Below are 24,686 nucleotides of genomic sequence, written 5' to 3'. Positions count from 1 at the left end.
TTAGTTGTATTTTAGACGAGTAATAACGCCCCAATGTATAGGGACTGTAAATTAAACAATATCTAAAGTATTGAAAAAGCTCAGGCCAAATGGAAAAGGCGGTTAATAAATCGACGCCTTTCTTATAGCCAAAAAATATATGCAAGGCGCGAAAAATGATAATCAAGGCCATTCCAAAGCAGGAAACAAGTCGCTACTATGCTTGTTAAATTAGACACCTAGCCTTATAGATGTCTATATAGTTCAATTTTAATATAACTAACCTGTGCATTCCTTTAATGCGTGACCTACTGGGATCCCGCCAACGCCTGACGGAGTAATAATGAAAAAAATGTCCGCGTCACTGCTCGCATTGAGCCTGTTTGCCGCTGTTCCGGCGTTCGCTGCCGAAAAACCTGCCATCGCCGCCATTCCTGCCGCCATCGCGCAGCATAATGGACCTATTCGCATCGCGGTGATTCGTAATCTTGGTTCCGATGACAATACGACCCAATTCTTGGCGGGTGCCATCAAGCAAGGCCGTGCGCTGGGCTTCAAGGTGGACACTTTCCTGAGCAACGGCGACGACGCAAAATTCCAGGACTTTGTTAATCAGGCGATCAGCCAGAAATATGACGGCATCATTCTCTCTCAAGGCCGCGGCCCCTATTCCAACAATTTGGTGAAACGCATTACCGATGCAGGCATCGCCGTTTCCGTATTCGATACTGAAGTCACCGAGGGCACGCCGGGAGTGACGGTGTCACGCCAAGATGATACTTCGTTGACTAAAGCGTCGATGGGCGAATTAGTTAAAGATTTCAACGGCAAAGCTAATATTGTGCGCCTGTGGGTGGCGGGCTTCCCGCCAATGGAGCGCCGTAACGTTACTTATCAGCAGATCTTGAAAGATAACCCGGGGATTCATCAGCTTGAGTCAATCGGTGCCGTCTCTTCCGACGTTCAGGGCGATACGGCTAATCAGGTCGGCGCGCTGTTAGCTAAATATCCGAAAGGAAAAATCGATGCCATTTGGGGCGCGTGGGATGCCTTCAGTCAGGGCGCATATAAGGCATTAAAAGAAAACGGCCGTACAGAAATCAAGCTTTATAGCATTGACGCGTCGAATCAGGATCTCCAACTGATGCGCGAGAAGGATAGCCCGTGGAAATTTACTGCCGCAGTGGATACTCAGCTTATCGGCGCGGTGAACCTGCGTTTAGTGGCGCTGAAAATTGCCGGTGAAAAAACGCCTGCGACTTATGAATTCCCGGCGCAGGTCATCCCGCAGGCGCTACTGGCGAGCCAGCCGGGTGCCGTTAACGTTAACGCGTTAGGCAAAATCATTCCGGGTTGGGGAAAATCGGAAGATTTCACCGCGCCGTGGTTCGCAACGCTTGAAGCCAAGTACAAAAAATAATCTTGTATTAAGTTTTCTCTCATCTGCTAATTACCCGTCAGCGAAAAACTGGCGGGTTTTTCTTTTCATCCTCTCTGCCAGCCTTCGCGTACACTCATCAAACAGCTCATCGATGAAAAAATTGCCTCTGTGATCGCGATCACACTGGAAGGCGATTAATTTTAATTGTATGATGAATGCATATTTCGACTGGGGCAAGACCATGAAATCCGCACTATCACTTCCTATCCAATATTTACGGGCATTTATTCTGATTTATGCCTGTCTTTACGCAGGGAATGCTATTTCCGCCCTGCTTCCGCTGGCTATACCGGGCAGCATTATCGGCATGCTGATTCTGTTTGTGCTGCTGTCGACTCAAATCTTGCCTTATAAGTGGGTCAAACCCGGTTGCAGTATTTTGATTCGTTATATGGCGCTGCTGTTTGTGCCGATTGGCGTGGGCGTGATGAACTATTACGACCAGCTGCGCAGTCAGTTTGGGCCGCTGGTGGTTTCCTGTTTTATCAGTACATTTATCGTGCTGCTGGTCGTGGCCTACTCTTCGCAATATGTGCACGCCGAGCGTAAAACCGTGATTGATCCGGAGGAAAAACCATGAGCGAAATCTGGTGGTCACTGCCGCTGACGCTGGTCGTGTTCTGGGCCACGCGCAAACTGGCAATCAAGCTGCGGATGCCGTTACTTAATCCATTATTAATGTCGATGGTAATAATCATCCCGATATTGCTAGTGACTCACGTCTCATACGCGCGCTATTTTGCCGGCAGCAAAATCCTCAACGATTTGCTACAACCCGCCGTCGTTGCCCTCGCCTTTCCTTTATACGAGCAGCTGCATCAAATTCGCGCCCGCTGGAAATCGATTCTGAGCATCTGCTTTATTGGCAGCGTGGTCGCGATGACGACAGGCACCGCGATTGCGCTTTGGATGGGTGCAACGCCCGAAATTGCCGCCTCTGTTTTACCGAAATCGGTGACCACGCCGATAGCCATGGCGACTTCGCAGGCAATCCACGGTATTCCGGCCATTAGCGCAGTGTGCGTTATTTTCGTCGGTATTCTTGGCGCAGTGTTCGGCCACACGATTTTAAATCTATTGAAGATAACGACTAAAGCTTCACGTGGATTAGCGATTGGTAACGCCTCGCACGCGCTTGGGACTGCACGTTGCGCCGAGCTTGATTATCAGGAAGGGGCGTTTAGTTCACTGGCGTTGGTGATTTGTGGGATTATCACCTCATTAGTGGCACCCTTTTTGTTTCCTATTTTATTAAAAATCTTTTAAAGCAAAATCTGTATTTTAGATTTTAAATCTAAAGGCAATTTTCTTTAGGTCTAAATCTTTAAATTCAATTTCAAATTCAACTGCATGCGCTTCGCTTACTGCGCGGCGGCGCAGACCGCCTCAAGGATGTTCCTAAGCGAACACCCTTGAGAATCCCGCGCTTTTTTTCCACAGCTGCAACTTGAGAGCTGAAAAAGTGAGATCTTTCCAGTGACTCCGAAGTGTGGCGTAGGTCGCGGCGCTTCGCGCTTCCGTCACTTCGCTCGAAAGCCAAAAACGTCTTTCTCAACTCCGTTCCGCGCCGCCCTGATCCCGCCAATCACAACACTTAAAGCAAGGGCGGATACTCTTGGGCGGTCAAAAGCCGATCCCTCAAACAATAAATTTTAGGTTGAAGAATCGGTTCTTGACCGCAGAAAAGTTACCTTTTTTTCTTTTTAAGCTGTAATTGGCGGGATCAGGGCGGCGCTGAGTGGAGTGATTTGAGACGTGTTTGGCTCAAATCCGTAATGAAGGAACGGCGAAGCCGCGCGACCAACGCCACACGCAGTGGTCGCTGGAAAGATGTAACTTTTTAGTCCTCAAGTTACAGCTGTGGAAAAAAAGCTTGGGATTCCAAAGGGGCGAGCTACTGCGCCTCTTTGGGCGGTCTGCGCCGCCGCGCAGTAAGCGAAGCGCATGCCGTTGAACTTGAATTTAAAACCCTAAATTTGAAATTAAAAAAAATTGCCTATAGATTCCAAATCTATACCACCACCCCTATGGATCCCCGAGCGATGAAAATCGCTCCAAACTCCTTAAGGGTGCCCGCGACTTCACCCCTCAAGTCGCAAATAATCCGTCTTGCCGCTTCCCTTCCCATCTCATACACCGGCTGTGCAATCACCGACAGCGGCGGGGAGACTATCTCCGTCCACGGGAAGTTATCGAACATCACAAATGATAAATCCTCCGGCACTCGCAGCTTGCGATTGGCAAGTTCGCGCAGTACGCTCATGGCGATCAGGCTGTCGGAGGCGATTAATGCCGTCGATGGCTGCGATGATTTAAAAAGTGTGTCGACGATAGCCGCGATGGCCTCGTCACTGGAGGCGTTGGGCTGGATAAGTTCGGCAATAAACGGCACGCCGCGCTCGGCAAACGCCTGCTCCATGCCCGCCACGCGCTGCGCTACCGGCGTTAAGCCAAGTTCATCGGCGCAGACAAAAGGCTTGTCGAGCGTCATGCTAGTTAAATAGCTAATACGCCGATGTCCTGCGTCGAGCAGCGCTAAAGTCGCCTGACGCGAAGAGGCCGTAAAATCGACCATAATTGCCTCCACGGGAAGACCAGGCACGCCGCGGTCAAACAGTTTTAACGCCCTGCCGTCGGCCAAAATCTGCGCCAAATGGGCGTTATCCTTCTGCAACGAAGAGCTTGGCGCGATAATAATGCCGTCGACCTGTTTCTCCAGCATCACTCTTACCGCGTCCTGCTCTTCCACCAGCGTTTCGTCACTGTTGCCAAGCAAAATGTGATACCCCTCCGCGCGCGCCACGTCGGCGATTCCACGCAGCGCCAAACCGAAGTGCGGGTTTTCAATGTCGCCAACAATCACGCCCAGCGTGTTGGAACGGCCAGTATTCATGCTGCGCGCCACTTCGTTGGGTCGATAAGCCAGCTTTTGCGCGGCCGCCATTACTCGCGTCAATACCTCTTCGCTGACGGAACCGTAACCGCCGAGAGCCCGCGCCGCTTGGGCCTTCGACACCCGTGCTTCCCGCGCGACGTCGGCCACGGTCGGGGCTTTACTGCGAATGTTACCTAGACTCATAAGTTATTCGTATCACAGGTTGCGTTAAGGGAGATTGACGTTTCGATAAAGCCGTTGCTAGTATCATCATAACTGATTTGAGACCGGTCTCACAATGATTCGTCTCGATTATCAGCACCTGCATTGAGACCAGTCTCCAGCGTCGTTTTGGGCGTTATAAAAAGGGCCGGCTCAAGTGTCGTTGATGTTAACTACAACAAAAACGGACTCACTATGAAATCGCAAAACTCCTTCGTTAAGCTGGCCGCTGCACTGATCGCCTCAGTGTCACTCTTTTCCCTCTCCTCTTCTTTCGCCACGGCGGCGGACAAACAGGCTAATCCTTACGGGCTGATTCAACCTAACGAGCTGCGCGTGGCAAGCCTCGGCGATGCCAAGCCCTACACGTTCACCGACGCTTCGGGCAATTTTACGGGCTTCGACGTAGAATTTTTCACTGACGTCGCGAAACGTATCGGCATCAATAAAGTGGTATTTATCGGTCAGGATTTCGCGGGCATCTTGCCTTCCGTGGCCAATGGCCGTTATGACGTGGGCGTCGCGGCGATCGGCATTACGCCTGCCCGTTCAAAAACTGTCGACTTCTCAGACGGTTATCTGGCCGGTTATCTGACCGTGCTGACCCGTAAAGATTCAGGCGTGACCGACGTTAACTCTCTCGCCAAACATCGCATGGCGGTCGTGCAAGGCACGTTGCAGGAAAATTACGCGGTCCAGCATTTTACCCAGACCGATCTGGTACGTTTCCCGGATAACAATGCCGCGATTTCAGCACTCAATAATGGCACCGTCGATGCCGACTTCCTCGATTACGAAGCCGCCAAGGATTACGCCGCGCGTTTTAACCTGATTCACGCCGCCGACATTCCTTCGTTTGATGCGCCAGCCGGTTTTGCTATCGCCAAAGACAAGCCGGAATTTAAAGCCGCGCTGAACAAGGCGATTCAGGCGTCGATGCAGGATGGCACCTGGAAAAAACTTTACGAGAAATGGTTCCCGGGTTCACCGATGCCAAAACAGTATCTGCCAAAATCTAGTTGAGACTGAATAACTAGCCTGAATACAAAGACTTCTCTCTGTTCATCCAGCGGTGGAGATATTCCACCCTGTGAATGAGCGAGAGAGCGAGTCCACCCTGTTAAAGAGCGAGTCCAAGTATGAGTCTATTTGAAATGCTCTCCCGCACCTTTTTCGATTTTCACTCGATGGGTGAAGTGTTGCCGCAGCTGCTGAAAGTCGGGCTGATCAACACGCTGATAATTTCGATTGCCGCGACCGTGCTGGGTACTACCATCGGGCTGATTCTGGCGCTGATGGGCATCTCACCTTCGCGCTGGCTGCGCGTGCCGTCGCGTATTTATACCGACCTGTTTCGCGGCCTGCCGTCAATTCTGACCATTTTGCTGATCGGTCAGGGATTGGCGCGCTACAGCTACGAGCTGTTTGGCCCCTCGCCTTATCCGCTCGGCATTTTTGCCCTAAGCTTGATTGCCAGCGCCTACATGGGCGAGATTTTCCGCGCCGGAATTCAAAGCGTGGAGAAAGGCCAGCTCGAAGCCTGCCGCGCGCTGGGCATGAGCTATGGTCGCGCGATGCGGCTGGTGATTATTCCGCAGGGCATTCGCCGCGTGTTACCGGCGCTGGTCAATCAGTTTATCGCCATCATCAAGGACTCTTCGCTGGTGTATCTGCTCGGTTTGATGGTCAACGAACGCGAGCTGTTCCGCGTGGGGCAAGACGCCGCCGTATTGACCGGCAACCTGTCGCCGTTGATGCTTGCCGGCCTGTTCTACCTGATTATTACCGTGCCGATGACCCATTTGGTCAACTATGTCGATGACCGTTTCCGCACCGGGCGTCGCAAAATGACCCGTCCGGTCAGCAGCTTGAAAGAAGTCGACGAGCTGAGCAAGCTGGATCCGCGCGGCGGCGGCAGTGCCTTCACCATCGAGCGAGGACAATAATCATGACGGCGTCTACTACACTGTTAATCAAAGATAAAAAGTTTGTTCAGGATAAAAAGCTTACGCAAGATGAAAAGACTGTCACGCAGGAAGAGACGCAGGCGTTTCACGGCGCAAGTGTTGAAATCCGTGATTTAACGCTGGCATTTGGTGATATTCAGGTGCTGCGTAATGTTTCATTAAAGGTCGCGCCGGGCACCACCACCTGCATTATCGGGCCATCGGGATCGGGCAAATCCACCCTGCTGCGTGGAATAAATCGGCTACACGAGCCGCATTCTGGCGACGTGCTGGTGTCGGGTCGATCGGTGTTGAAAGATAAACCCGACGCGCTGCGTTTGCGTATCGGCATGGTTTTCCAGCACTTTAATCTGTTTCCGGATCACACCGCGCTCGAAAACGTGGCGATGGCGCCCTGGAAAATCAAAAAATTACCCAAGGCCGTGGCTTATAAACTGGCGGCCGAAAGATTAAAAGAAGTTGGGCTCGAGCAGCGCGCCGACCATCGTCCGCGTTATCTTTCTGGCGGCCAGCAGCAGCGCGTGGCGATTGCCCGCGCGTTGGCGATGGACCCCGAAGTCATGCTGTTCGACGAAGCCACCTCGGCGCTGGACCCTGAATTAGTCAAAGGCGTGTTGAATTTAATGGCGGACCTGTGCCGCCGTGGCATGACCATGATCGTCGTCACCCACGAAATGGGTTTTGCCCGCAAAGTGGCGGATCAGGTGGTGTTTATGGATGAGGGCGAAATCGTCGAGGCCGGTACGCCGGAAGAGATTTTTGACCGTCCGCAGTCTGCTCGTTTGCAGCGATTTTTATCTGAGGTGTTGTGATCCATTGAGGCTCACGGCAGCTTGCAATTAACTCATTTATTAGCAATAGGAAAGATTATGTCATTAGAAAATAAGGCAAAAAGCGCCATTGTTCTCGGCGGCGGCATCATCGGCGTTTCGAGCGCGGTTCACCTGCTGCGCCGTGGCGTTGACGTCACGCTCATCACCGACGCGGCGCTGGTTTCGGGCGCATCGGGCCGCTCGCTGTCGTGGCTCAACTCGGCTGCCGATCGTACCAAGGAATATCACGCCATTCGCATGGCCGGCATCGACCGTTATCGCACCCTTTTTGCCCAAGATCCTTCCCGCGAATGGCTGCGTTTCGACGGCGGCCTCTATTGGGGCAAAGATAAGCAGCAGGAAACGCAGGCGCGTTACGCCTATGAAAGCGCGCACGGCTACGCTTCACAGCTGGTTGCGCCGGAAGAGGTCAGCAAAATCGACCCCGAAGTTAACGCCGACGCCGTCACCGAAAGCGCGCTGTTTAATCAGGGTGAAGGTTGGGTCAGCCTGCCGCATCTGGTGAACTTCTTGCTGGTCGAATTCCACAAATTGGGTGGGCAGCTGGTTGAACACGCCGGAAAATCCTCCGTGTTGACGGATGCCAGCGGCAAGGCGATTGGCGTGCGCACCAACAATGGCGAAAGCTTCTCGGCCGATGCCGTGCTGGTAGCCTGCGGGCCGCAAACGCCAGACGTTGTCGCCCCGCTCAACGTGACGATTCCAAATGATTCGCCGCTGTCGATGCTGGTGATCACTCAGCCGGTCGAAAAAAATATCAAGGTGGTGATGAATACCCCGCGCGTGGCGCTACGTCCTAATCCGGGCAAAACGCTGGCGCTGGATCACGACTGGTACGAATCTTCCATCACCCTTGATAACAAAGGCGAATATACCATTCCCGAAGCCGTGGTTAACGAACTGGTCGAGGAAGCGGCCAAGGTATTGGCGGGTGACAAAGGGTTGAAGGCCGCCAGCTGGAAAATAGGTTTGAAGCCTATTCCAGGTGACGGCAATCCGGTATTGGGCGAGCTAAAAACCGTGCCAAACTGCTTCGTGGCGTTTACGCATTCGGGCGCAACGTTAGGGCTGATTGTGGGCGAACTATTAGCCAGTGAAATCGCCAGCGGCGAAAAGCATCCGATGCTGGCAACTTTCCGCCCTGAACGCTTTTCTGCCTAATTTGAGATAAAACAGATTTAGTTCAACGGCATCCGCTCGGGGTCGGGATATTGATACTCAAAACCCAACTCTTTTACGATGCGGCTGCCGTCAACCAGCTTGCCCGCCGACTCAGCCGGTTCTGCAGCAAAAGTAGGTTCGGCCAGCCCTAATTTTCTGGCCGACAGCGGATAAAACTGCTGTTTGGCAGGATGCGCGGGCGCGCACAGATTGTACGTGTGACCGCCGCGCGGCAGAGAAAGCAGCAGTTGAATCGCCGCAACCACGTCATCCTGATGCACCAGATTCACGCCGTGATTCGCCCCTTTTACGTTACTTTTACCCGCCAAAAAGCGCCCCGGATGACGTTCCGCACCGACCAATCCCGCGAGACGCAGCACGTCAACTGAAGTATTCGGCAATCGATGGAACCACTCTTCCAGCTCTTTCAACACCTTGCCGCTTGAAGTTACCGGTAAAAGCGGCGAATCTTCACGCACGATCCCTTCAACGTCGCCATACACCGAGGTCGAACTGGTGAAAATAATCCGTCCGACATTGTGCGCCAGCGCGCTGTCCACCAGCATCTGCACTGACTGGAAATAAAGCTCGCTGCCTTCCACCGTGCGTCGCGCGGGCAAGGTAATAATCAGCACGTCGACGTTAAGCAAAACATCAAGATCGTCGGTGTCACATTCCCACGCCAGTTCGGGCGTGAAATTTAGCTGATAACAGTCGATGCCACTCATTCGCGCCGCTTCAACGCCGTCCAGAGTGGTTTTACTGCCGACGACTTGATAACCGCGCGCGCTCAGGGCCATGGCTAGCGGCATGCCGAGCCAGCCTAGACCAATTATCGATACCTTTTTCATCCTGCTCTCCGTGACTGCGTTTTCTTTGTTTAATTATGTTCATCTAACCTTGAGTTTAGCAGGCTAACGCCCTCATCCGCCTAACTCAACGCTATAATCGTGAATGAATTTAAACGTCTTTTCAGTGATTTACTTAAGCCGCCTCATTCAGGTCTTCTATACAACCCATGACAATTCATTCACGTTAATCATTAGACCGCCAAAGATATTAATATTATTCATCACCCTAAAAAAAGGTTGCGCAGTCGTGCGCGGTGGTTTAGGTTAAATGCCAACAGATTATTAACCTGTTGCCCTATCGCGGCAGGCACGATTCAAATAACGAGAGAAACACACCATGCTGAACGTTCTGATTAACCACCATCATCACCATCATCCTGACTAGTCTTTCAGGCAGATTGGTGCTGGGAGACTTTTAAGATCTTCCAGTGGCGCAGAACGCAGCAGAGAGCCTTCGGAAGATTTCTTCCGGGGGCTTTTTTTTCGCCCCGAAGATTTAGAAAAATGAATTAAAACATAAACTTAATTTTAATACTGTTTGAAAGGATTGAATCATGTTGGACAAGAACCGTTTACGTATCGCGATGCAAAAATCAGGTCGCCTCAGCGACGAATCCCGTGAGCTGCTGGCCCGCTGCGGGATCAAAATCAACCTGCAAGAGCAGCGCCTGATCGCCTTCGCCGAAAACATGGAAATCGACATTCTTCGCGTTCGTGATGACGATATCCCGGGTCTGGTAATGGATGGCGTGGTTGACCTCGGCATTATCGGCGAAAACGTGCTGGAAGAAGAGCTGCTGAGCCGCCGCGCTCAGGGTGAAGATCCGCGTTATTTCACGCTGCGTCGTCTCGATTTCGGCGGCTGCCGTCTGTCGCTGGCCACGCCTTTGGACTTCGATTACACCGGTCCTGAAAGCCTCGGCAACAAGCGTATCGCCACCTCTTATCCGCACATCCTCAAGCAGTATTTCGATAAAAAGAATCTTGATTTCAAATCTTGCCTGCTTAACGGCTCGGTAGAAGTAGCACCGCGCGCGGGTCTGGCCGATGCGATTTGTGATTTGGTCTCTACGGGTGCCACTTTAGAAGCCAACGGCCTGAAAGAAGATGAAGTGATTTATCGTTCGAAAGCCTGTTTGATTCAGCGCGATGGCGAAATGTCACAGGCTAAACAGCTGTTGATCGACAAGCTGATGACCCGTATTCAGGGCGTGATTCAGGCGCGTGAATCGAAATACATCATGATGCATGCACCAAGTGCGCGTCTGGACGAAATTATCGCCCTGCTGCCAGGTGCCGAACGTCCGACGATTCTGCCTCTTGCCAACGACCAGCAGCGCGTGGCGATGCACATGGTCAGCAGCGAAACGCTGTTCTGGGAAACCATGGAGAAACTGAAAGCGCTGGGCGCGAGCTCGATTCTGGTGTTGCCAATTGAAAAGATGATGGAGTAAGACGATGCAAGCCAACGGTTTCTCATCCTCTAAGGGTTTCTCGGAGTCTGTCGGGTTTTCAACGCCGATTGACTGGCAGGCCTGCGACGAGCAGCAGCGCCGCGAGCTGTTAACGCGCCCTGCTATCGCCGCGTCGGGCAGCATTACCGCAACCGTCACCGAGATTCTGGGCCGCGTGCGCAACGAAGGTGACGCGGCGCTGCGCGAATACTGCGCGCATTTCGATAAAACCGAGGTTGATAATATTCGCGTGACGGCAGAGCAAATCGAGCAGGCTTCCGCGCGTCTCGGCGACGACGTAAAGCAGGCGATGGCCGTCGCGGTGCGTAATATCGAGACTTTCCACGTTGCGCAAAAGCTGCCGCTAGTGGATATCGAAACTCAGCCTGGCGTGCGTTGTCAGCAGATTACCCGTCCGATCGCCTCCGTGGGCCTCTATATTCCAGGCGGTTCTGCGCCCTTGCCGTCAACCGTATTAATGTTGGCGACCCCGGCGCGCATTGCCGAATGCAATAAAGTGATTTTGTGTTCGCCACCGCCGATTGCCGATGAAATTCTCTATGCCGCCAAGCTGTGCGGCGTGACCGAGGTTTATCAGCTCGGCGGCGCGCAGGCTATCGCCGCGATGGCTTTCGGCACCGAAAGCGTGCCGAAGGTAGCGAAAATCTTCGGGCCGGGTAACGCTTTCGTTACGGAAGCCAAGCGTCAGGTGAGTCAGAGCTTGAACGGCGCGGCGATTGATATGCCAGCCGGTCCGTCAGAAGTGCTGGTGATTGCCGATGAAGGCGCGACGCCGGACTTCGTGGCCTCAGATTTGCTGTCACAGGCCGAGCACGGCCCTGATTCGCAGGTCGTATTGCTAACGCCAAGCCTCGAGATGGCAAAGGCCGTGGCGATCGCCGTCGAAAATCAGTTGCAAAGCCTGTCGCGCAGTGACATTGCCCGTAAGGCGCTGGAAAGCAGCCGACTGATCGTGGCGAAAGATTTGGCGCAGTGTGTTGAAATCAGCAACGCCTACGGTCCAGAGCACCTGATTCTGCAAACTCGCGAACCTGAAGCGCTGGTCGACAGCATTACCAGCGCGGGCTCGGTATTTCTGGGTGACTGGTCGCCAGAATCGGCGGGCGATTACGCCTCGGGCACCAACCACGTGCTGCCAACCTACGGCTATACCGCAACCTGCTCAAGCCTGGGTTTGGCCGATTTCCAGAAACGTATGACCGTGCAGCAGTTAACCCCGGCGGGCCTATTGGCGCTGGCCCCGACGATTGAAACTTTGGCTCAGGCCGAGCAGCTGACCGCGCACAAAAACGCCGTTACCCTGCGCGTGGCCGCCTTGAAGGAGCGTGGAAATGTCTGACAATCTTGAAAGTGAAGTTTCTTCCAGCGTCGTCTCTTTGGCACGCGAAAACGTGCAGGACCTGACGCCCTATCAGTCTGCCCGCCGCCTCGGCGGCAATGGCGACGTGTGGCTTAATGCTAACGAATACGCGCTGGCGCCTCAGTTCGAGCTGACTGCGCAAACGTTTAACCGTTATCCAGAAAGCCAGCCGGTAGAGGTTGTTCGTCGTTACGCGGCCTACGCCAACGTGCAGCCGGAGCAGGTTCTGGTCTGTCGCGGCGCGGATGAAAGCATCGAGCTGTTGATTCGCGCATTCTGCGAGCCGGGCAAAGACGCTATCCTTTATTGTCCGCCGACTTACGGCATGTACAGCGTCAGCGCCGAGACTTTTGGCGTCGAAGGGCGCACAGTGATGGCGAAAGCCGACTGGCAGCTTGATGTGCCCGCGATTGAGCAGTCGCTCGACGGCGTGAAATTAGTCTATATTTGCAGCCCGAACAACCCGACCGGCCAGCTGATTAATCCACAAGATATTCGCACCGTGCTGGAAATGACGCGTGGCAAAGCCATTGTTGCCGTCGACGAGGCGTACATCGAGTTTTGTCCGCAGGCGACGGTTGCAGGCTGGCTGAAAGATTATCCGCACCTCGCTATTCTGCGCACGCTGTCGAAAGCCTTTGCGCTGGCGGGCCTGCGCTGTGGCTTTACGCTGGCTAACGTTGAGTTGATCAACGTGCTGAATAAAGTCATCGCGCCTTATCCGCTTGCCACGCCGGTGGCCGATATTGCCGCGCAGGCGTTGAGCGATCAGGGTCTGGCAACAATGCGCGCACGCGTAGCCGAGGTGACTGAAACCCGTCACTGGTTGCAGCAGGAGCTTGAGAACTGTGACTGTGTCGAGCAGGTGTTTACCAGCGAAGCCAACTACTTGCTGGTGCGTATGACCGCCTCAGCAAGCGTGTTTAAAAGCTTGTGGGATCAAGGTATTATCCTGCGTGATCAGAATAAGCAACCGAGCCTTTCCGGCTGTTTGCGCATTACTATTGGCACCCGAAAAGAGTGCCAGCGCGTCATTGACGCACTGCGTCCGTTACCGGGCGCTCAATCATCCGTGAGTGAAAACCGTTGCGCCAGCAAGGAGCCTATGTGAGCCAGACCCCTGTTAGTCAAAAAATTCTTTTTATCGATCGTGACGGCACGCTGATTTCCGAGCCGCCGCAAGATTTTCAGGTCGACAGCCTCGAGAAGCTGGCCTTTGAGCCGGGCGTGATTCCTGCGCTGCTGGCCCTGCAAACGGCGGGTTTCAAGCTGGTGATGATCACCAATCAAGACGGTTTGGGCACCTCGAGCTTCCCGCAGGAAACGTTTGATCCTCCGCACAACCTGATGATGCAAATTTTGAACTCGCAGGGCATCGCGTTTGACGACATCCTTATCTGCCCTCACCTGCCGGCCGATAACTGCGAATGCCGCAAGCCGAAAACCCAGATGGTGCAGAGCTATCTCGACAGCGGCGTGCTCGACAGCGTCAACAGTTATGTCATTGGCGATCGCGAGACCGACATCCAGCTGGCACAGAATATGGGCATCGGCGGCCTGCGCTATCAGCGCGACACGCTGGGCTGGGCGGCTATCGCCAAGCAGCTTACGCAGCGCGACCGTCACGCCAAAGTTAATCGCGTGACCCGCGAGACCGCGATCGACGTCGACGTCTGGCTTGATCGCGAAGGCGGCAGCAAAATCAAAACCGGCGTGGGTTTCTTCGACCACATGCTGGACCAGATTGCGACCCACGGCGGTTTTCGTATGAACATCGAAGTAAAAGGCGATTTGTATATCGACGATCACCACACCGTTGAAGATACCGGTTTGGCGCTCGGCGAAGCATTGAACAAAGCGCTGGGCGACAAACGCGGCATTGGCCGTTTCGGCTTCGTGCTGCCGATGGACGAATGTCTGGCGCGCTGCGCACTGGATATCTCGGGCCGTCCGCACCTCGAATATAAAGCCGAATTCAGCTACCAGCGCGTGGGCGACTTAAGCACCGAAATGGTCGAGCACTTCTTCAGCTCGCTTTCGTATGCCATGGGCTGCACCCTGCATTTGAAAACCAAGGGCAAGAACGATCATCATCGTGTCGAAAGCCTGTTTAAAGCCTTTGGCCGCACGCTGCGTCAGGCCATTCGCGTTGACGGTAACACCCTGCCGAGCTCGAAGGGAGTGCTCTAATGAACGTCGTTATCCTCGATACCGGCTGTGCCAACCTGTTTTCGGTTAATGCGGCGATCAAACGTTTGGGTTACGAACCGAAAATCAGCCGTGAAGCCGACGTGGTGTTGCAATCCGACAAGCTGTTCCTGCCGGGCGTAGGCACCGCGCAGGCGGCAATGGACAAGTTGGAAGAGCGCGACCTGATCGAGTTAATCAAAGCCTGCACCCAGCCGGTGCTGGGTATTTGCCTCGGCATGCAGCTGCTGGCCGCCGCCAGTGAAGAGAGTGGCGGCATTCAGACGCTCGGTATTATTGATAAAAACGTCATCAAGATGCCGGATCGCGGCCTGCCGTTGCCGCACATGGGCTGGAATAAAGTGAAGGCGCTGGCCGGAAATCATCTTTTCCGTGGCATCGACGAAGACGCCTACTTCTATTTCGTGCACAGCTACGCGATGCCGGTGTGTGAAAACACCATCGCGCAGACGCTTTACGGCGAGCCGTTCAGCGCCGCCGTAGCAAAAGACAATTTCTTCGGCGTGCAGTTTCACCCGGAACGTTCGGGTTCCGCTGGCGCGCAGCTGTTGAAAAACTTTTTGGAGATGTAAGCAGCATGATTATCCCCGCTTTGGATTTAATCGAGGGCAGCGTGGTGCGTTTGCATCAGGGCGACTACGGCCAGCAGCGTGACTATGGCAATTCACCTTTGCCGCGCCTGCAGGATTATCAGGCTCAGGGTGCAGAAGTGCTGCATCTGGTAGATTTAACCGGCGCGAAAGATCCGGCAGCGCGACAAATTCCCCTGCTAAAACAGCTGGTTGCCGGTGTAAGCGTGCCGGTACAGGTTGGCGGCGGGATTCGTACCGAGCAGGACGTCGAAGCTCTATTAGCGGCGGGCGTGTCGCGCGTGGTGGTCGGTTCAACGGCGATTAAAAATCCTGAGCTAGTGCAGCAGTGGTTTACCCGTTTTGGTGCCGACGCGCTGGTGCTGGCGCTGGATGTTCGCATTGATGAAGCCGGAAACAAGCACGTCGCGGTCAGCGGCTGGCAGGAAAATTCGGACTCCACGCTCGAGCAGGTCGTTGAACAGTTTTTACCGTTCGGCCTAAAACACGTCTTGTGCACCGATATTTCCCGCGACGGCACTCTCGCCGGTTCTAACGTCGAGCTGTATCGCGAGGTCTGCGCGCGATTCCCGCAGGTGGCGTTTCAAGCATCTGGCGGCATTGGCGGACTGGCTGATATCGCCGCGCTTCGCGACACGGGCGTAAAAGGCGTGATCGTTGGCCGCGCCCTGCTTGACGGCAAATTTAACGTATCGGAGGCAATTTCATGCTGGCAAAACGGATAATTCCCTGCCTTGATGTCAAAGACGGTCAGGTCGTCAAAGGCGTACAGTTTCGTAATCACGAGATCATCGGCGATATCGTGCCACTGGCAAAACGCTACGCCGAAGAAGGCGCCGACGAACTGGTGTTTTACGACATCACCGCCTCCTCCGATGGCCGCGTGGTGGATAAAAGCTGGATCACCCGCGTCGCTGAAGTGATTGATATCCCATTCTGCGTGGCGGGCGGCATTAAAACGCTTGAAGATGCGGGCCGCATTTTAGAGTTCGGCGCGGACAAGATTTCGATCAACTCCCCTGCATTAGCCGATCCGACGCTGATTAGCCGTCTGGCCGATCGCTACGGCGTGCAGTGCATCGTGGTCGGAATCGATACGTGGCACGACGCAGAATCCGATACTTATCAAGTACATCAGTTTACCGGCGACGAAACGCGCACTAAAATAACCACCTGGCAGACGCTGGATTGGGTGCAGGAAGTGCAGCAGCGCGGCGCAGGCGAAATCGTGTTAAACATGATGAATCAGGACGGCGTGCGCAATGGCTATGACCTTCGTCAGCTCAATATGGTGCGCGAAGTGTGTCAGGTTCCATTAATTGCCTCCGGCGGCGCGGGCGAACGCGGACACTTCCTCGACGCCTTTACGCTGGCGAAAGTCGACGGCGCGCTGGCCGCTTCCGTGTTTCATAAACAAATCATAAATATCGGTGAGCTGAAACGCTATCTGGCCGAACAAGGCGTGGAGATCCGCTTGTGAGCAATCTAGAACAGAATCAAGAAGTTAAAAGCGTCAAAGCCCCCGTTATTCTTAGCGCAGAACAACTCGGTCAGCTCGACTGGGAAAAAACCGACGGCATGATGCCTGCTATCGTGCAGCACGCCGTCTCGGGCGAAGTGTTGATGATGGGTTACATGAATACCGAAGCGCTGGACGTTACGCAAAGCAGCGGCAAAGTCACCTTCTTCTCGCGCACTAAACAGCGCCTGTGGACCAAAGGCGAAAGCTCCGGCAACTTCTTGAATGTTGTCAGTATTACGCCGGATTGCGACAACGATTCGCTGCTGATTCTGGTCAATCCTATTGGCCCGACCTGCCACAAAGGCAACAACAGCTGCTTCCATCCGGCAAGCAGCGACTGGGGATTCTTGTACCATTTAGAGCAGTTGCTGGCATCGCGTAAAACCGCCAGCCCTGACAGCTCCTATACCGCCAGCCTTTATGCCAGCGGCACCAAGCGTATCGCGCAGAAAGTCGGCGAAGAAGGCGTTGAAACCGCGCTGGCAGCTACCGTCAATGACCGTTTCGAGTTGAAAAACGAAGCCTCGGATCTGGTCTATCACCTGCTGGTCCTGCTCCAGGATCAGGATTTAGATTTTAGTACAGTGATCGAGAATCTGCGTGAGAGGCACAGTAAGTAACTCATCGCACTTATCTGAATTATAGATGTTAAAAAGCCGCCAGAGTTGGGCGGCTTTTTTTATAGCTTAACTTAATAAAAATTTAAAAAAATGCATTGAAAACATCGTTAAATCAGTTCGTTATTTTTGCTTTGTCGGGAATAATTTCCGTTTAGAATCATGACTCAGCAAGCGATAAAATCGCAGTAATAAAACTTAAGTATTATAAACATAATTATTAGTTTACTGTGCGCTCACTAATTATCACCAAATCTCTATCTAATAAGTAAGAGAAATTAATAATAATGCTAAATAAAATGCAGAAAAGTCAGCTAGCTTTTACTATTTCATGCCTCGTTTTAGGTTTAATTGTAAGCATCTGGGTAGTTAATTTAAACTTTACTGTTGATGCGGATGTAGCTAATTCTTCGATAGTGTGGCATGAAATTCAGCAGCACGGTTGGTCAGTAATGAAAAATTGGCTACCCACGCCGGACAACTGGTATTTTTCTGTATACCCAATCCATTTTCTATTGTTTGAACTAACAGGTAGCACCTCACCAGACATAATGTATGGGGTCTCTATAGCTCAACTCTTTCTCTGCGCAACACTCATGGCCGCCATTTGCTATGAACGTAGTAACAACACCTTGAGCTTCCTATTAGTACCATTTTTTTGTGGTTTAAGCCAATATGCTGTCATTCCAGGTTATATTACTCACCCTTTCTCTCATAATATAACCAACCTATATGGACTCCTATGTCTTTATCTCTATCTAATTAATATCCGTAAGCGCAAAAACTCGATTGACATCCTCATTTATATACTCGTGATCATAGCTTCGGTCAGTGATCCCTGGATGTTAGCGGCTTATTATTTGCCGCTCCTGTTTGCCACATGTTATCAGACATTCATTCTCAAAATGCGAGAACGTAAGGCATTAATTATTCCAGCGTTGACTGGTATAATACTTTTCACCCATGCAATTGAACACCTGTTGCACCTCCCTATCGCCCGTTTCAAACTGGGTTCAGTCGAACAAATGCTCTCGAATGGCTATTGGTTTTTATACGGCCTTGGTGGCATGCTTAACCTATTTATGGTTCAGCAGGAAACTACTTTCATAATTTCTGCTCTGCTAATTATCGGCATGTATCTACTTTCTATTCGCAAACCGCTACGCATTAGCACTGCCGATTTCTTGATACTGATGTCAATATTGGGTATCACTTCTTCCTTTATATTAGGTGAAACGCCGGCAGCGCAATATAGTGCGCGCTTCTTAGTTAATATCATTTACCTGTCTATTGGCTGTATTTTTCTTCGTGCTATTTCAGACCGCAAAGTCTTTTTAATCCCACTGTTGATGCTGACCGTTTCTGGATATGCCTCGCATATTACGCTCGCACCTCACAAGGATCGCCCTTCCACCGCGAATGTGCTAGTAAAGTTCCTACGCGCAAATGACTTACATTATGGTTATGGCCCTTATTGGGGCACTGATGCCCTAGCAACCACGTGGTATTCCAACTGGCAACAAATTATTAGACCTATCACTTTTGATATTCATTCTGGTGAAGCCCTGTTCGTAGATAGAGGACAGACCTTTGTAAATTGGTATGACATTGATAGTGAGAATGCCCCTACTCGACAGTTTGTAGCCATTAAGAACGATGGTGAAACATGCCCAAATGTGGCACTGTGCTCAAAAGGGGTAGTTAACCAATTTGGTATACCTGATCAAACACTCAAATTCAACGATACGATTTTCCTCATTTACAATAAAAAGCTGATTTCCGATTTAGCGATAGCAAACTTATCTTCTCAAGGACATTTGACCTTTGGGGGAAGCAATAAAGCTTACTTGTGGAGAGATTGGAGTTGGAATCAAGAAAATTATCGTTGGACCGATGGCTATCATCCGACGATGCTATTAAATCCTCCAACTAACTGGAAAACTGGGAAATTTCTATTACATGCTTTGACCAATCAGCCATTAAAAGGTACGTTGAGCGCCAACGGGATTGTGGTAAAAAAACTAAATCTTTCTTCAGGTGTTCATGAAATCACCTTTAGCCTAGAGAATAACGTACCCAATAAAGCTTTACTGATATTAAGATTTGATTTTGAGGTCGTTAAAAGCCCAAGAGACCTCAAAATGAACGGCGACCCGCGTAAACTGGGTCTTCAAGTAAGTAACCTTGATTATAGTTTCGAGTAAATGTTAAGTAACTTTGCCGTAGACCTAAAAGCTAGCGGTTCAATGTACATCGTGCATTAAGTAGGAATATATAAGGGTTAGAGACAGAGCTAGCAGGATGGTTCAATACGGTTTCAAATGAAGCATTGGAGGGTTCATCACTTGATGGTCTATGTTTGGCCACAGGATTTAGATTTCCATACCATGCTTGAAAAGCTGCGTGAATGTCTTTATAGACAAATTTTACTATTTGCTCCAGATATGAAAAAGCCTCCTGAATTAGGCGGCTTTTTTTATAGGTCAATCACTTTTTAATAACGTATCTTGGTCTACCCTTTGTCTCAATATATATCCTGCCAATGTACTCACCAAGTATACCAATCCCAATCAGTTGCACACCGCCTAAGAATAATATAGAGGCCATAATTGAAGGATAACCGCTCACAGGGTTACCAAATACAAGTGTATCGAGAACTAACCAGCCGCCGTAGAGGAATGATAATAGTGAAACCATTAATCCTATATATGTCCAAACGCGAAGTGGAAATGTAGAAAAACTGGTGATGCCCTCAAGCGCCAAATTCCATAATTTCCAGCCGTTGAATTTACTGGTTCCCGCTACCCTAGCAGCCCTCGAATATTCCACAACTTCAGTTTTTCCTCCTACCCAGCTTAAAACCCCTTTCATAAACAGGTTTCTTTCAGGCAGTTGCTTGATATTTTCGACCATGTGGCGTGACATCAAACGAAAATCGCCGACATTTTCTTCGATTTGTGGATTACTGATTTTATAGTGTAATCGATAAAACATGAGAGCCGACTGACGCTTAAGATGACCATCGCTAGTACGGTCCGCTCTTTTGGCCAACACCATATCAGCACCCGCCTGCCACTTTTCAATTAAGCGTGGTATGACTTCTATGGGATCCTGTAAATCGACGTCGATAGGAATAACAGCATCACCGGTAGCATGTTCAAGACCCGCCACCAAGGCGGGCTCCTTGCCAAAATTACGGGTAAAGTTTACTTCCTGAACAAGAGGATCGGCCAACGCCAAAGAATTAACTATCGCCTCAGTCGAATCCTTGCTGCCATCGTTAATGAAGACAATCTCGACTTCATAATCCTTTAAGTCTTTATATTCGCGCACCGTTTTATAGAAAATCTGTATTGTGGCCTCTTAATTAAAAACGGGTACTACAAGAGAAATCCTCATTACACTTTTTTCCTAAATACGACAAAATTTGAATACAGAAAACCAATAACTAGACTGGTTATTGTAAAGCCAATCAAGGTGATTAATGGGTTAAACTGCATCTTATCGGCCATAAAACCAAAGGCGAGAGCAAGGCAACCCATGAACCCAACATACATGAAGTAGCGCAGGGTGGTTTGTTCGGCGTTAAAAGTCCACTTGGCATTGGCAAAGAAGCTAAAAGTTACAGCAATACAAAAGCCTACAAGATTACTCACCGCCTGCGTACCATGCAAAAAATGATAGACAACAGCAAAGGATATCCAATGCAGCGCAGTGTTAAAGCCTCCGACGACACAATATTTGAACAAGATTTTTATCATTGTGACCTTCTTTCTCGACAGTCAATTGACATGACCCGTAGGCATTCAAAATCAATATCATTCAACGCTGATAGATTTGATCCCTATCGCCAACATACGTGTATCAGGACCAAGACCAGCATTAATCGGAGTAATGGCATCCTGAAATTCAAAGTGAAGACTGATGGTTTTATGGCCTTCAGTTAATTCATCAGGGAGAGCAATTTCTTGAGACGATCCTGCTCCATCTGAACTTTTGAAATTGGCAATGGTTATCCCTTGTGATTTAATAACCACATGCTGAACTGGCGATTTAGATGATATAAACGGATTGTATTTCAACGTTATTTTATGACTACCCGCGTTGAGAGGAAGCATGATTGTAGCTTGCTTACCACTACTCCATACACCCCAAACTTCAGGAATTGACCAACCATCTGCTAAAAGAAGTGAATTTTTACCTTGCTGACTAAAATCAAAAGATTTTTCAATCAATCTTTTTTGATAAATTATCTGACATTGTGCACAAGGACCATATCCAGGAGCAAGAATATATACTCCGTCTATTTTGGCATAGAGATCATATGGTTGAATAGTGATTAACGAACTCCAATCCTTATCCATTACGTAAATAGTATCTTTTTTGTATTTGCCATCCAGCAATGACTCAAGAACATCTTTATTCATTTGCCCAGCTTTAATCGTATCAAAACGGGCCATATAAACAGCATTAGTTGCTTTATTTGCTTTAGACGCATAGAAGGAAAGCTCCTTCCAATAATTTTCAGACGAGTTATCAAAAGGCACCCATCGTATATTGCTATATTTATTTGCTGCGTTAGCCCAAAATTCGCTTGTAAGGTGAGGAGTCCAATTAGATTGTTCGTTAGTTGTATATTTTTTGTGGATCATTGACCAACCGTTACTAGTATCAACAATTTGTACGAATGCACAAAATGCCAATAAATAACAGGAGACTTCTCGACTATTATTCTTAATCGTCAATACTATCAAATACACAATAAACAAATAAGTGACAGGCCAGAAAAAACGCCCAGAAGCTCGAAACATGGCGCATAATCTAAGAATAAAATCCGGCAAAGGATAATGTAGCGTATAAGGGCCGATGCCAATCTGATTACTTAATGAATAAATAAACAAACAAATAACAGCAATGAGAATAGGTAATTGTTTTTTAAAATTTGAAATAGTTATAGATTTATATATATTTATAATATTTATTAGTGCAAGAAAAATTACACCAAGCCCTATAAAGTTAAAGCCTTCACCCTCAGTTGGTAAATAGCTATGTGTATTTATAATTAAAGACCATCCATTAGCTAAAAATGGTGATAAAAGATTTGCACGATAAGCACCAAAACCTTGACCAGCCACCCCATGGCTTACAGATAAATAACCGAACACATAAGCTAACATTGCAGAAATAACAATAATAGGAAGCATTTGAAACAGTACAACCCGAAGAACTAACTTCCTGTTATTTATGATGTTAACTAACATGACACAACCCCAGAAAGCACAGACCATCACCGATAGGTAAAGATGTACCAATATCGAAGAACAAATTAATAGCCCCCAACTTATTGCATTGTATCTGTATCTCGGACTAATCGTGATAAAAACAGCAGCCAATATAAAAAAATTCGCCATCAAATTAATATGATAGATACGATTTATCCATGCCGGGATAAACATCAGCAGCAATACCCCAGCTACTTTTAAAATCATACTATCTGAATAATTACTAATTATTTTCCAGGCAAATGTTGCTTGTAGAATACAACATAGCAACAACCACATACCAAAATACTGAAAGTCCGAAGGAAGGTATGAATTAAACAGCTTAAATATTACAGCTAATAACGGATTGGAATCTGAATAAACTATGGCATTACTAACTTCCATACCAAAATGTGGTGTCAAGCCTAAAACGGGAAAGCTCCATGGTGAATTTCTAAAAAAAATCCATCCTAGATACGCCTGTGCTGTATCACCCTGACTTAACCATGCAATATGTGTAGGGTTAAGAACATCGCTACCAAAAACTAAAAAATAAAAAGCCATCCCGAGAACTACCGAGATTAAATATCCGCTGTAGGTAGTGCTACCAGCAGGCCTGTCTTGCAACATGTAACTTCCTTAACCAATCTGTTAAAAATAGTAAGCATTTTGTCAAGAAGTGTACATAGATTAACCAAGTGTGTCCAAATTTTAAAACCCATTGGGATAATTAGTAATCAATTTCAGATAAAGTATATCTTTGCAAAAAAAAACCCAGACCGAATTAGTCTGGGTTTTCATTAGCGAGTGCGTTCACACTCCACTAAACGACAGGATAAAAATGTACTTATTCCATCCACTCGGTATGGAATACGCCTTCTTTATCGGTACGTTTGTAAGTATGTGCACCGAAGTAGTCGCGCTGAGCCTGGATCAGGTTAGCTGGCAGAACCGCGCTGCGATAGCTGTCATAGTAGTTGATCGCAGCTGAGAAGGTCGGTGTTGGAATACCGTTCTGCACAGCGTAAGAAACAACGTCACGCAGCGCTTGCTGGTATTCGTCAGCAATGTTTTTGAAGTATGGTGCCAACAGCAGGTTCGCGATGGAAGCATCTTCAGCGTAAGCATCGGTGATTTTCTGCAAGAACTGAGCACGGATGATACAGCCCGCGCGGAAGATCTTGGCAATTTCGCCGTATTGCAGATCCCAGTTGTTTTCGTCGGAAGCCGCTTTCAACTGTGAGAAGCCCTGAGCGTAAGAAACGATTTTGCCCAGATACAGTGCGCGACGGATTTTCTCGATGAACTCTGCTTTTTCGCCTTCGAAAGCCTTCACGGTTGGACCGGTCAGCACTTTCGAAGCAGCAACGCGCTGCTCTTTCAGAGAAGACAAGTAGCGAGCGAAAACGGATTCGGTAATCAGTGACAGCGGCTCGCCGAGGTCCAGAGAGCTCTGGCTGGTCCACTTACCGGTACCTTTGTTGGCTGCTTCGTCAAGAATAACGTCAACCAGGTAGTTACCCTCTTCGTCTTTCTTGGTGAAGATATCTTTGGTGATGTCGATCAGGTAGCTGCTCAGCTCGCCTTCGTTCCACTCAACGAAGGTTTTAGCCAGCTCTTCGTTGCTCAGGTTCAGAGACTGTTTCAACAGGGAATAAGCTTCAGCAATCAGCTGCATGTCGCCGTATTCGATACCGTTGTGAACCATTTTAACGTAGTGACCTGCGCCATCGGCACCGATATAAGCTACGCAAGGTTCGCCGTCTTCCGCCAATGCAGCGATTTCGGTCAGAATTGGGGCAACCAGTTCGTAAGCTTCTTTCTGACCACCAGGCATGATGGATGGGCCTTTCAGTGCGCCCTCTTCGCCACCGGAAACGCCGGTACCGATAAAGTTGAAGCCCTGCTCGGAAAGTTCTTTGTTACGACGAATGGTGTCTTTATAGAAGGTGTTGCCGCCATCGATGAGGATGTCACCTTTATCAAGGTGTGGTGTGAGGGAGGCGATAGTTTTATCGGTCGCTTCGCCTGCTTTCACCATCAGCAGAATACGGCGTGGTTTTTCCAGTGACTCAACAAACTCTTCAACTGTGTAGTATGGAACTAAGTTTTTACCCGGATTCTCAGCAACGACTTCTTCGGTCTTATCGCCAGAACGGTTAAAAATGGCAACGGAATAACCACGGCTTTCAATGTTAAGCGCCAGGTTACGACCCATTACCGCCATACCGACGACGCCGATCTGTTGTTTGGACATTAGCAACTCCTGTCTGAAATAGTTGATAGCTCGGTGCAACGCAATCCCATGTTATTAGTGGGATTAT

The 24,686-nt window shown here is 49.8% G+C and carries 22 protein-coding genes and 1 other annotated feature; of the genes, 16 read left to right on the top strand and 6 right to left on the bottom strand.

Annotated elements, in window-relative coordinates; genetic code table 11:
• The first annotated feature begins 322 nt into the window (after window positions 1–322).
• From SC206_RS21835 to SC206_RS21825, 3 genes are all read left to right on the top strand, one after another.
• Window positions 323–1,399: a sugar ABC transporter substrate-binding protein gene (locus tag SC206_RS21835; protein ID WP_332740791.1), complete on the top strand. Its 1,077-nt coding sequence runs from the start codon at window positions 323–325 to the stop codon at window positions 1,397–1,399.
• A gap of 202 nt (window positions 1,400–1,601) precedes the next feature.
• Window positions 1,602–2,000, top strand: coding sequence for a CidA/LrgA family protein (locus SC206_RS21830; RefSeq protein ID WP_332740789.1), 399 nt, complete (start codon window positions 1,602–1,604; stop codon window positions 1,998–2,000).
• Window positions 1,997–2,686, top strand: coding sequence for a CidB/LrgB family autolysis modulator (locus SC206_RS21825; protein ID WP_332740787.1), 690 nt, complete (start codon window positions 1,997–1,999; stop codon window positions 2,684–2,686). Before SC206_RS21830 ends, SC206_RS21825 begins: the two co-directional genes overlap by 4 nt.
• Window positions 2,687–3,431: 745 nt before the next feature.
• Here SC206_RS21825 and SC206_RS21820 read toward each other — a convergent pair.
• Window positions 3,432–4,499, bottom strand: coding sequence for a LacI family DNA-binding transcriptional regulator (locus SC206_RS21820; protein WP_332740785.1), 1,068 nt, complete (start codon window positions 4,497–4,499; stop codon window positions 3,432–3,434).
• A 213-nt stretch (window positions 4,500–4,712) separates the two neighbouring features.
• Here SC206_RS21820 and SC206_RS21815 point away from each other — a divergent pair, with 213 nt between their 5' ends.
• From SC206_RS21815 to SC206_RS21800, 4 genes are all read left to right on the top strand, one after another.
• Entirely contained in the window at window positions 4,713–5,540 is an 828-nt protein-coding gene (locus SC206_RS21815) for an ABC transporter substrate-binding protein (RefSeq protein ID WP_332740783.1), read from the top strand.
• 116 nt (window positions 5,541–5,656) lie between these two features.
• Window positions 5,657–6,463: an amino acid ABC transporter permease gene (locus SC206_RS21810; protein ID WP_332740780.1), complete on the top strand. Its 807-nt coding sequence runs from the start codon at window positions 5,657–5,659 to the stop codon at window positions 6,461–6,463.
• A 2-nt stretch (window positions 6,464–6,465) separates the two neighbouring features.
• A complete protein-coding gene (locus tag SC206_RS21805; RefSeq protein ID WP_332740778.1) occupies window positions 6,466–7,296 on the top strand; it encodes an amino acid ABC transporter ATP-binding protein in 831 nt (276 codons plus the stop codon).
• Window positions 7,297–7,353: 57 nt separating this feature from the next.
• Entirely contained in the window at window positions 7,354–8,478 is a 1,125-nt protein-coding gene (locus SC206_RS21800; protein WP_332740776.1) for an NAD(P)/FAD-dependent oxidoreductase, read from the top strand.
• Window positions 8,479–8,495: 17 nt separating this feature from the next.
• Here the strand turns inward: SC206_RS21800 and SC206_RS21795 are convergent, their stop codons facing one another.
• Window positions 8,496–9,329 carry an SDR family oxidoreductase gene (locus SC206_RS21795; RefSeq protein ID WP_332740774.1) on the bottom strand — a complete coding sequence of 278 codons (834 nt, stop codon included), beginning with the start codon at window positions 9,327–9,329 and terminating at the stop codon, window positions 8,496–8,498.
• A gap of 360 nt (window positions 9,330–9,689) precedes the next feature.
• Window positions 9,690–9,813, top strand: a sequence feature (His leader region).
• Between the two features lie 70 nt (window positions 9,814–9,883).
• On the opposite strand from SC206_RS21795, the gene hisG reads away from it, so the two are divergent.
• From hisG to SC206_RS21750, 9 genes are all read left to right on the top strand, one after another.
• The gene (gene hisG / locus SC206_RS21790; RefSeq protein WP_332740772.1) at window positions 9,884–10,783 is read left to right on the top strand and encodes an ATP phosphoribosyltransferase; all 900 of its coding nucleotides are present in this window, start codon (window positions 9,884–9,886) and stop codon (window positions 10,781–10,783) included.
• Window positions 10,784–10,787: 4 nt separating this feature from the next.
• Window positions 10,788–12,143 carry a histidinol dehydrogenase gene (gene hisD, locus SC206_RS21785; protein ID WP_332740769.1) on the top strand — a complete coding sequence of 452 codons (1,356 nt, stop codon included), beginning with the start codon at window positions 10,788–10,790 and terminating at the stop codon, window positions 12,141–12,143.
• On the top strand, window positions 12,136–13,275 hold the full coding sequence (gene hisC, locus SC206_RS21780) for a histidinol-phosphate transaminase (protein WP_332740767.1): 1,140 nt from the start codon (window positions 12,136–12,138) through the stop codon (window positions 13,273–13,275). Before hisD ends, hisC begins: the two co-directional genes overlap by 8 nt.
• Window positions 13,272–14,354, top strand: coding sequence for a bifunctional histidinol-phosphatase/imidazoleglycerol-phosphate dehydratase HisB (gene hisB / locus SC206_RS21775; RefSeq protein WP_332740765.1), 1,083 nt, complete (start codon window positions 13,272–13,274; stop codon window positions 14,352–14,354). The genes hisC and hisB overlap by 4 nt, the downstream gene beginning before the upstream one ends.
• Complete coding sequence (gene hisH / locus SC206_RS21770) at window positions 14,354–14,944, top strand: imidazole glycerol phosphate synthase subunit HisH (protein WP_332740763.1); 591 nt, start codon at window positions 14,354–14,356, stop codon at window positions 14,942–14,944. The genes hisB and hisH overlap by 1 nt, the downstream gene beginning before the upstream one ends.
• 5 nt (window positions 14,945–14,949) lie before the next feature.
• A complete protein-coding gene (gene hisA / locus SC206_RS21765; RefSeq protein WP_332740761.1) occupies window positions 14,950–15,687 on the top strand; it encodes a 1-(5-phosphoribosyl)-5-[(5-phosphoribosylamino)methylideneamino]imidazole-4-carboxamide isomerase in 738 nt (245 codons plus the stop codon).
• The gene (gene hisF, locus SC206_RS21760) at window positions 15,669–16,442 is read left to right on the top strand and encodes an imidazole glycerol phosphate synthase subunit HisF (RefSeq protein ID WP_332740759.1); all 774 of its coding nucleotides are present in this window, start codon (window positions 15,669–15,671) and stop codon (window positions 16,440–16,442) included. Before hisA ends, hisF begins: the two co-directional genes overlap by 19 nt.
• Window positions 16,443–16,489: 47 nt before the next feature.
• Entirely contained in the window at window positions 16,490–17,104 is a 615-nt protein-coding gene (hisIE, locus tag SC206_RS21755; RefSeq protein WP_332740896.1) for a bifunctional phosphoribosyl-AMP cyclohydrolase/phosphoribosyl-ATP diphosphatase HisIE, read from the top strand.
• Between the two features lie 284 nt (window positions 17,105–17,388).
• Window positions 17,389–19,305: a hypothetical protein gene (locus SC206_RS21750; RefSeq protein WP_332740757.1), complete on the top strand. Its 1,917-nt coding sequence runs from the start codon at window positions 17,389–17,391 to the stop codon at window positions 19,303–19,305.
• Window positions 19,306–19,588: 283 nt separating this feature from the next.
• Here SC206_RS21750 and SC206_RS21745 read toward each other — a convergent pair whose 3' ends face one another.
• The 4 genes from SC206_RS21745 to gndA form a co-directional block, all read right to left on the bottom strand.
• Window positions 19,589–20,455 (bottom strand): glycosyltransferase family 2 protein, encoded by an 867-nt coding sequence (locus SC206_RS21745; protein WP_332740894.1) that lies wholly within the window; start codon window positions 20,453–20,455, stop codon window positions 19,589–19,591.
• Between the two features lie 44 nt (window positions 20,456–20,499).
• Window positions 20,500–20,862, bottom strand: a complete 363-nt coding sequence (locus tag SC206_RS21740; RefSeq protein WP_332740755.1) for a GtrA family protein — start codon at window positions 20,860–20,862, stop codon at window positions 20,500–20,502.
• A 57-nt stretch (window positions 20,863–20,919) separates the two neighbouring features.
• Window positions 20,920–22,992 carry a DUF6311 domain-containing protein gene (locus tag SC206_RS21735; RefSeq protein WP_332740753.1) on the bottom strand — a complete coding sequence of 691 codons (2,073 nt, stop codon included), beginning with the start codon at window positions 22,990–22,992 and terminating at the stop codon, window positions 20,920–20,922.
• 217 nt (window positions 22,993–23,209) lie between these two features.
• Window positions 23,210–24,619 (bottom strand): NADP-dependent phosphogluconate dehydrogenase, encoded by a 1,410-nt coding sequence (gene gndA / locus SC206_RS21730; RefSeq protein WP_332740751.1) that lies wholly within the window; start codon window positions 24,617–24,619, stop codon window positions 23,210–23,212.
• Between the last annotated feature and the right edge of the window lie 67 nt (window positions 24,620–24,686).

The sequence above is a fragment of the Rouxiella sp. T17 genome (genome assembly GCF_036663475.1).
In the GTDB taxonomy this organism is placed as follows: Bacteria; Pseudomonadota; Gammaproteobacteria; order Enterobacterales; family Enterobacteriaceae; genus Rouxiella.
This window is presented reverse-complemented; position numbering and strand designations above follow the sequence as displayed.

Bases quoted from the DNA above. Each gene is read 5' to 3' on its own strand.
- hisF (WP_332740759.1), top strand. From the start codon at position 15,669: ATGCTGGCAAAACGGATAATTCCCTGCCTTGATGTCAAAGACGGTCAG.
- SC206_RS21735 (WP_332740753.1), bottom strand. From the start codon at position 22,992: ATGTTGCAAGACAGGCCTGCTGGTAGCACTACCTACAGCGGATATTTA.
- SC206_RS21795 (WP_332740774.1), bottom strand. From the start codon at position 9,329: ATGAAAAAGGTATCGATAATTGGTCTAGGCTGGCTCGGCATGCCGCTA.
- SC206_RS21820 (WP_332740785.1), bottom strand. From the start codon at position 4,499: ATGAGTCTAGGTAACATTCGCAGTAAAGCCCCGACCGTGGCCGACGTC.
- hisC (WP_332740767.1), top strand. From the start codon at position 12,136: ATGTCTGACAATCTTGAAAGTGAAGTTTCTTCCAGCGTCGTCTCTTTG.
- SC206_RS21830 (WP_332740789.1), top strand. From the start codon at position 1,602: ATGAAATCCGCACTATCACTTCCTATCCAATATTTACGGGCATTTATT.
- SC206_RS21740 (WP_332740755.1), bottom strand. From the start codon at position 20,862: ATGATAAAAATCTTGTTCAAATATTGTGTCGTCGGAGGCTTTAACACT.
- gndA (WP_332740751.1), bottom strand. From the start codon at position 24,619: ATGTCCAAACAACAGATCGGCGTCGTCGGTATGGCGGTAATGGGTCGT.
- SC206_RS21825 (WP_332740787.1), top strand. From the start codon at position 1,997: ATGAGCGAAATCTGGTGGTCACTGCCGCTGACGCTGGTCGTGTTCTGG.
- SC206_RS21810 (WP_332740780.1), top strand. From the start codon at position 5,657: ATGAGTCTATTTGAAATGCTCTCCCGCACCTTTTTCGATTTTCACTCG.
- SC206_RS21800 (WP_332740776.1), top strand. From the start codon at position 7,354: ATGTCATTAGAAAATAAGGCAAAAAGCGCCATTGTTCTCGGCGGCGGC.
- hisH (WP_332740763.1), top strand. From the start codon at position 14,354: ATGAACGTCGTTATCCTCGATACCGGCTGTGCCAACCTGTTTTCGGTT.
- SC206_RS21815 (WP_332740783.1), top strand. From the start codon at position 4,713: ATGAAATCGCAAAACTCCTTCGTTAAGCTGGCCGCTGCACTGATCGCC.
- hisA (WP_332740761.1), top strand. From the start codon at position 14,950: ATGATTATCCCCGCTTTGGATTTAATCGAGGGCAGCGTGGTGCGTTTG.
- hisG (WP_332740772.1), top strand. From the start codon at position 9,884: ATGTTGGACAAGAACCGTTTACGTATCGCGATGCAAAAATCAGGTCGC.
- SC206_RS21835 (WP_332740791.1), top strand. From the start codon at position 323: ATGAAAAAAATGTCCGCGTCACTGCTCGCATTGAGCCTGTTTGCCGCT.
- SC206_RS21805 (WP_332740778.1), top strand. From the start codon at position 6,466: ATGACGGCGTCTACTACACTGTTAATCAAAGATAAAAAGTTTGTTCAG.
- hisD (WP_332740769.1), top strand. From the start codon at position 10,788: ATGCAAGCCAACGGTTTCTCATCCTCTAAGGGTTTCTCGGAGTCTGTC.
- SC206_RS21750 (WP_332740757.1), top strand. From the start codon at position 17,389: ATGCTAAATAAAATGCAGAAAAGTCAGCTAGCTTTTACTATTTCATGC.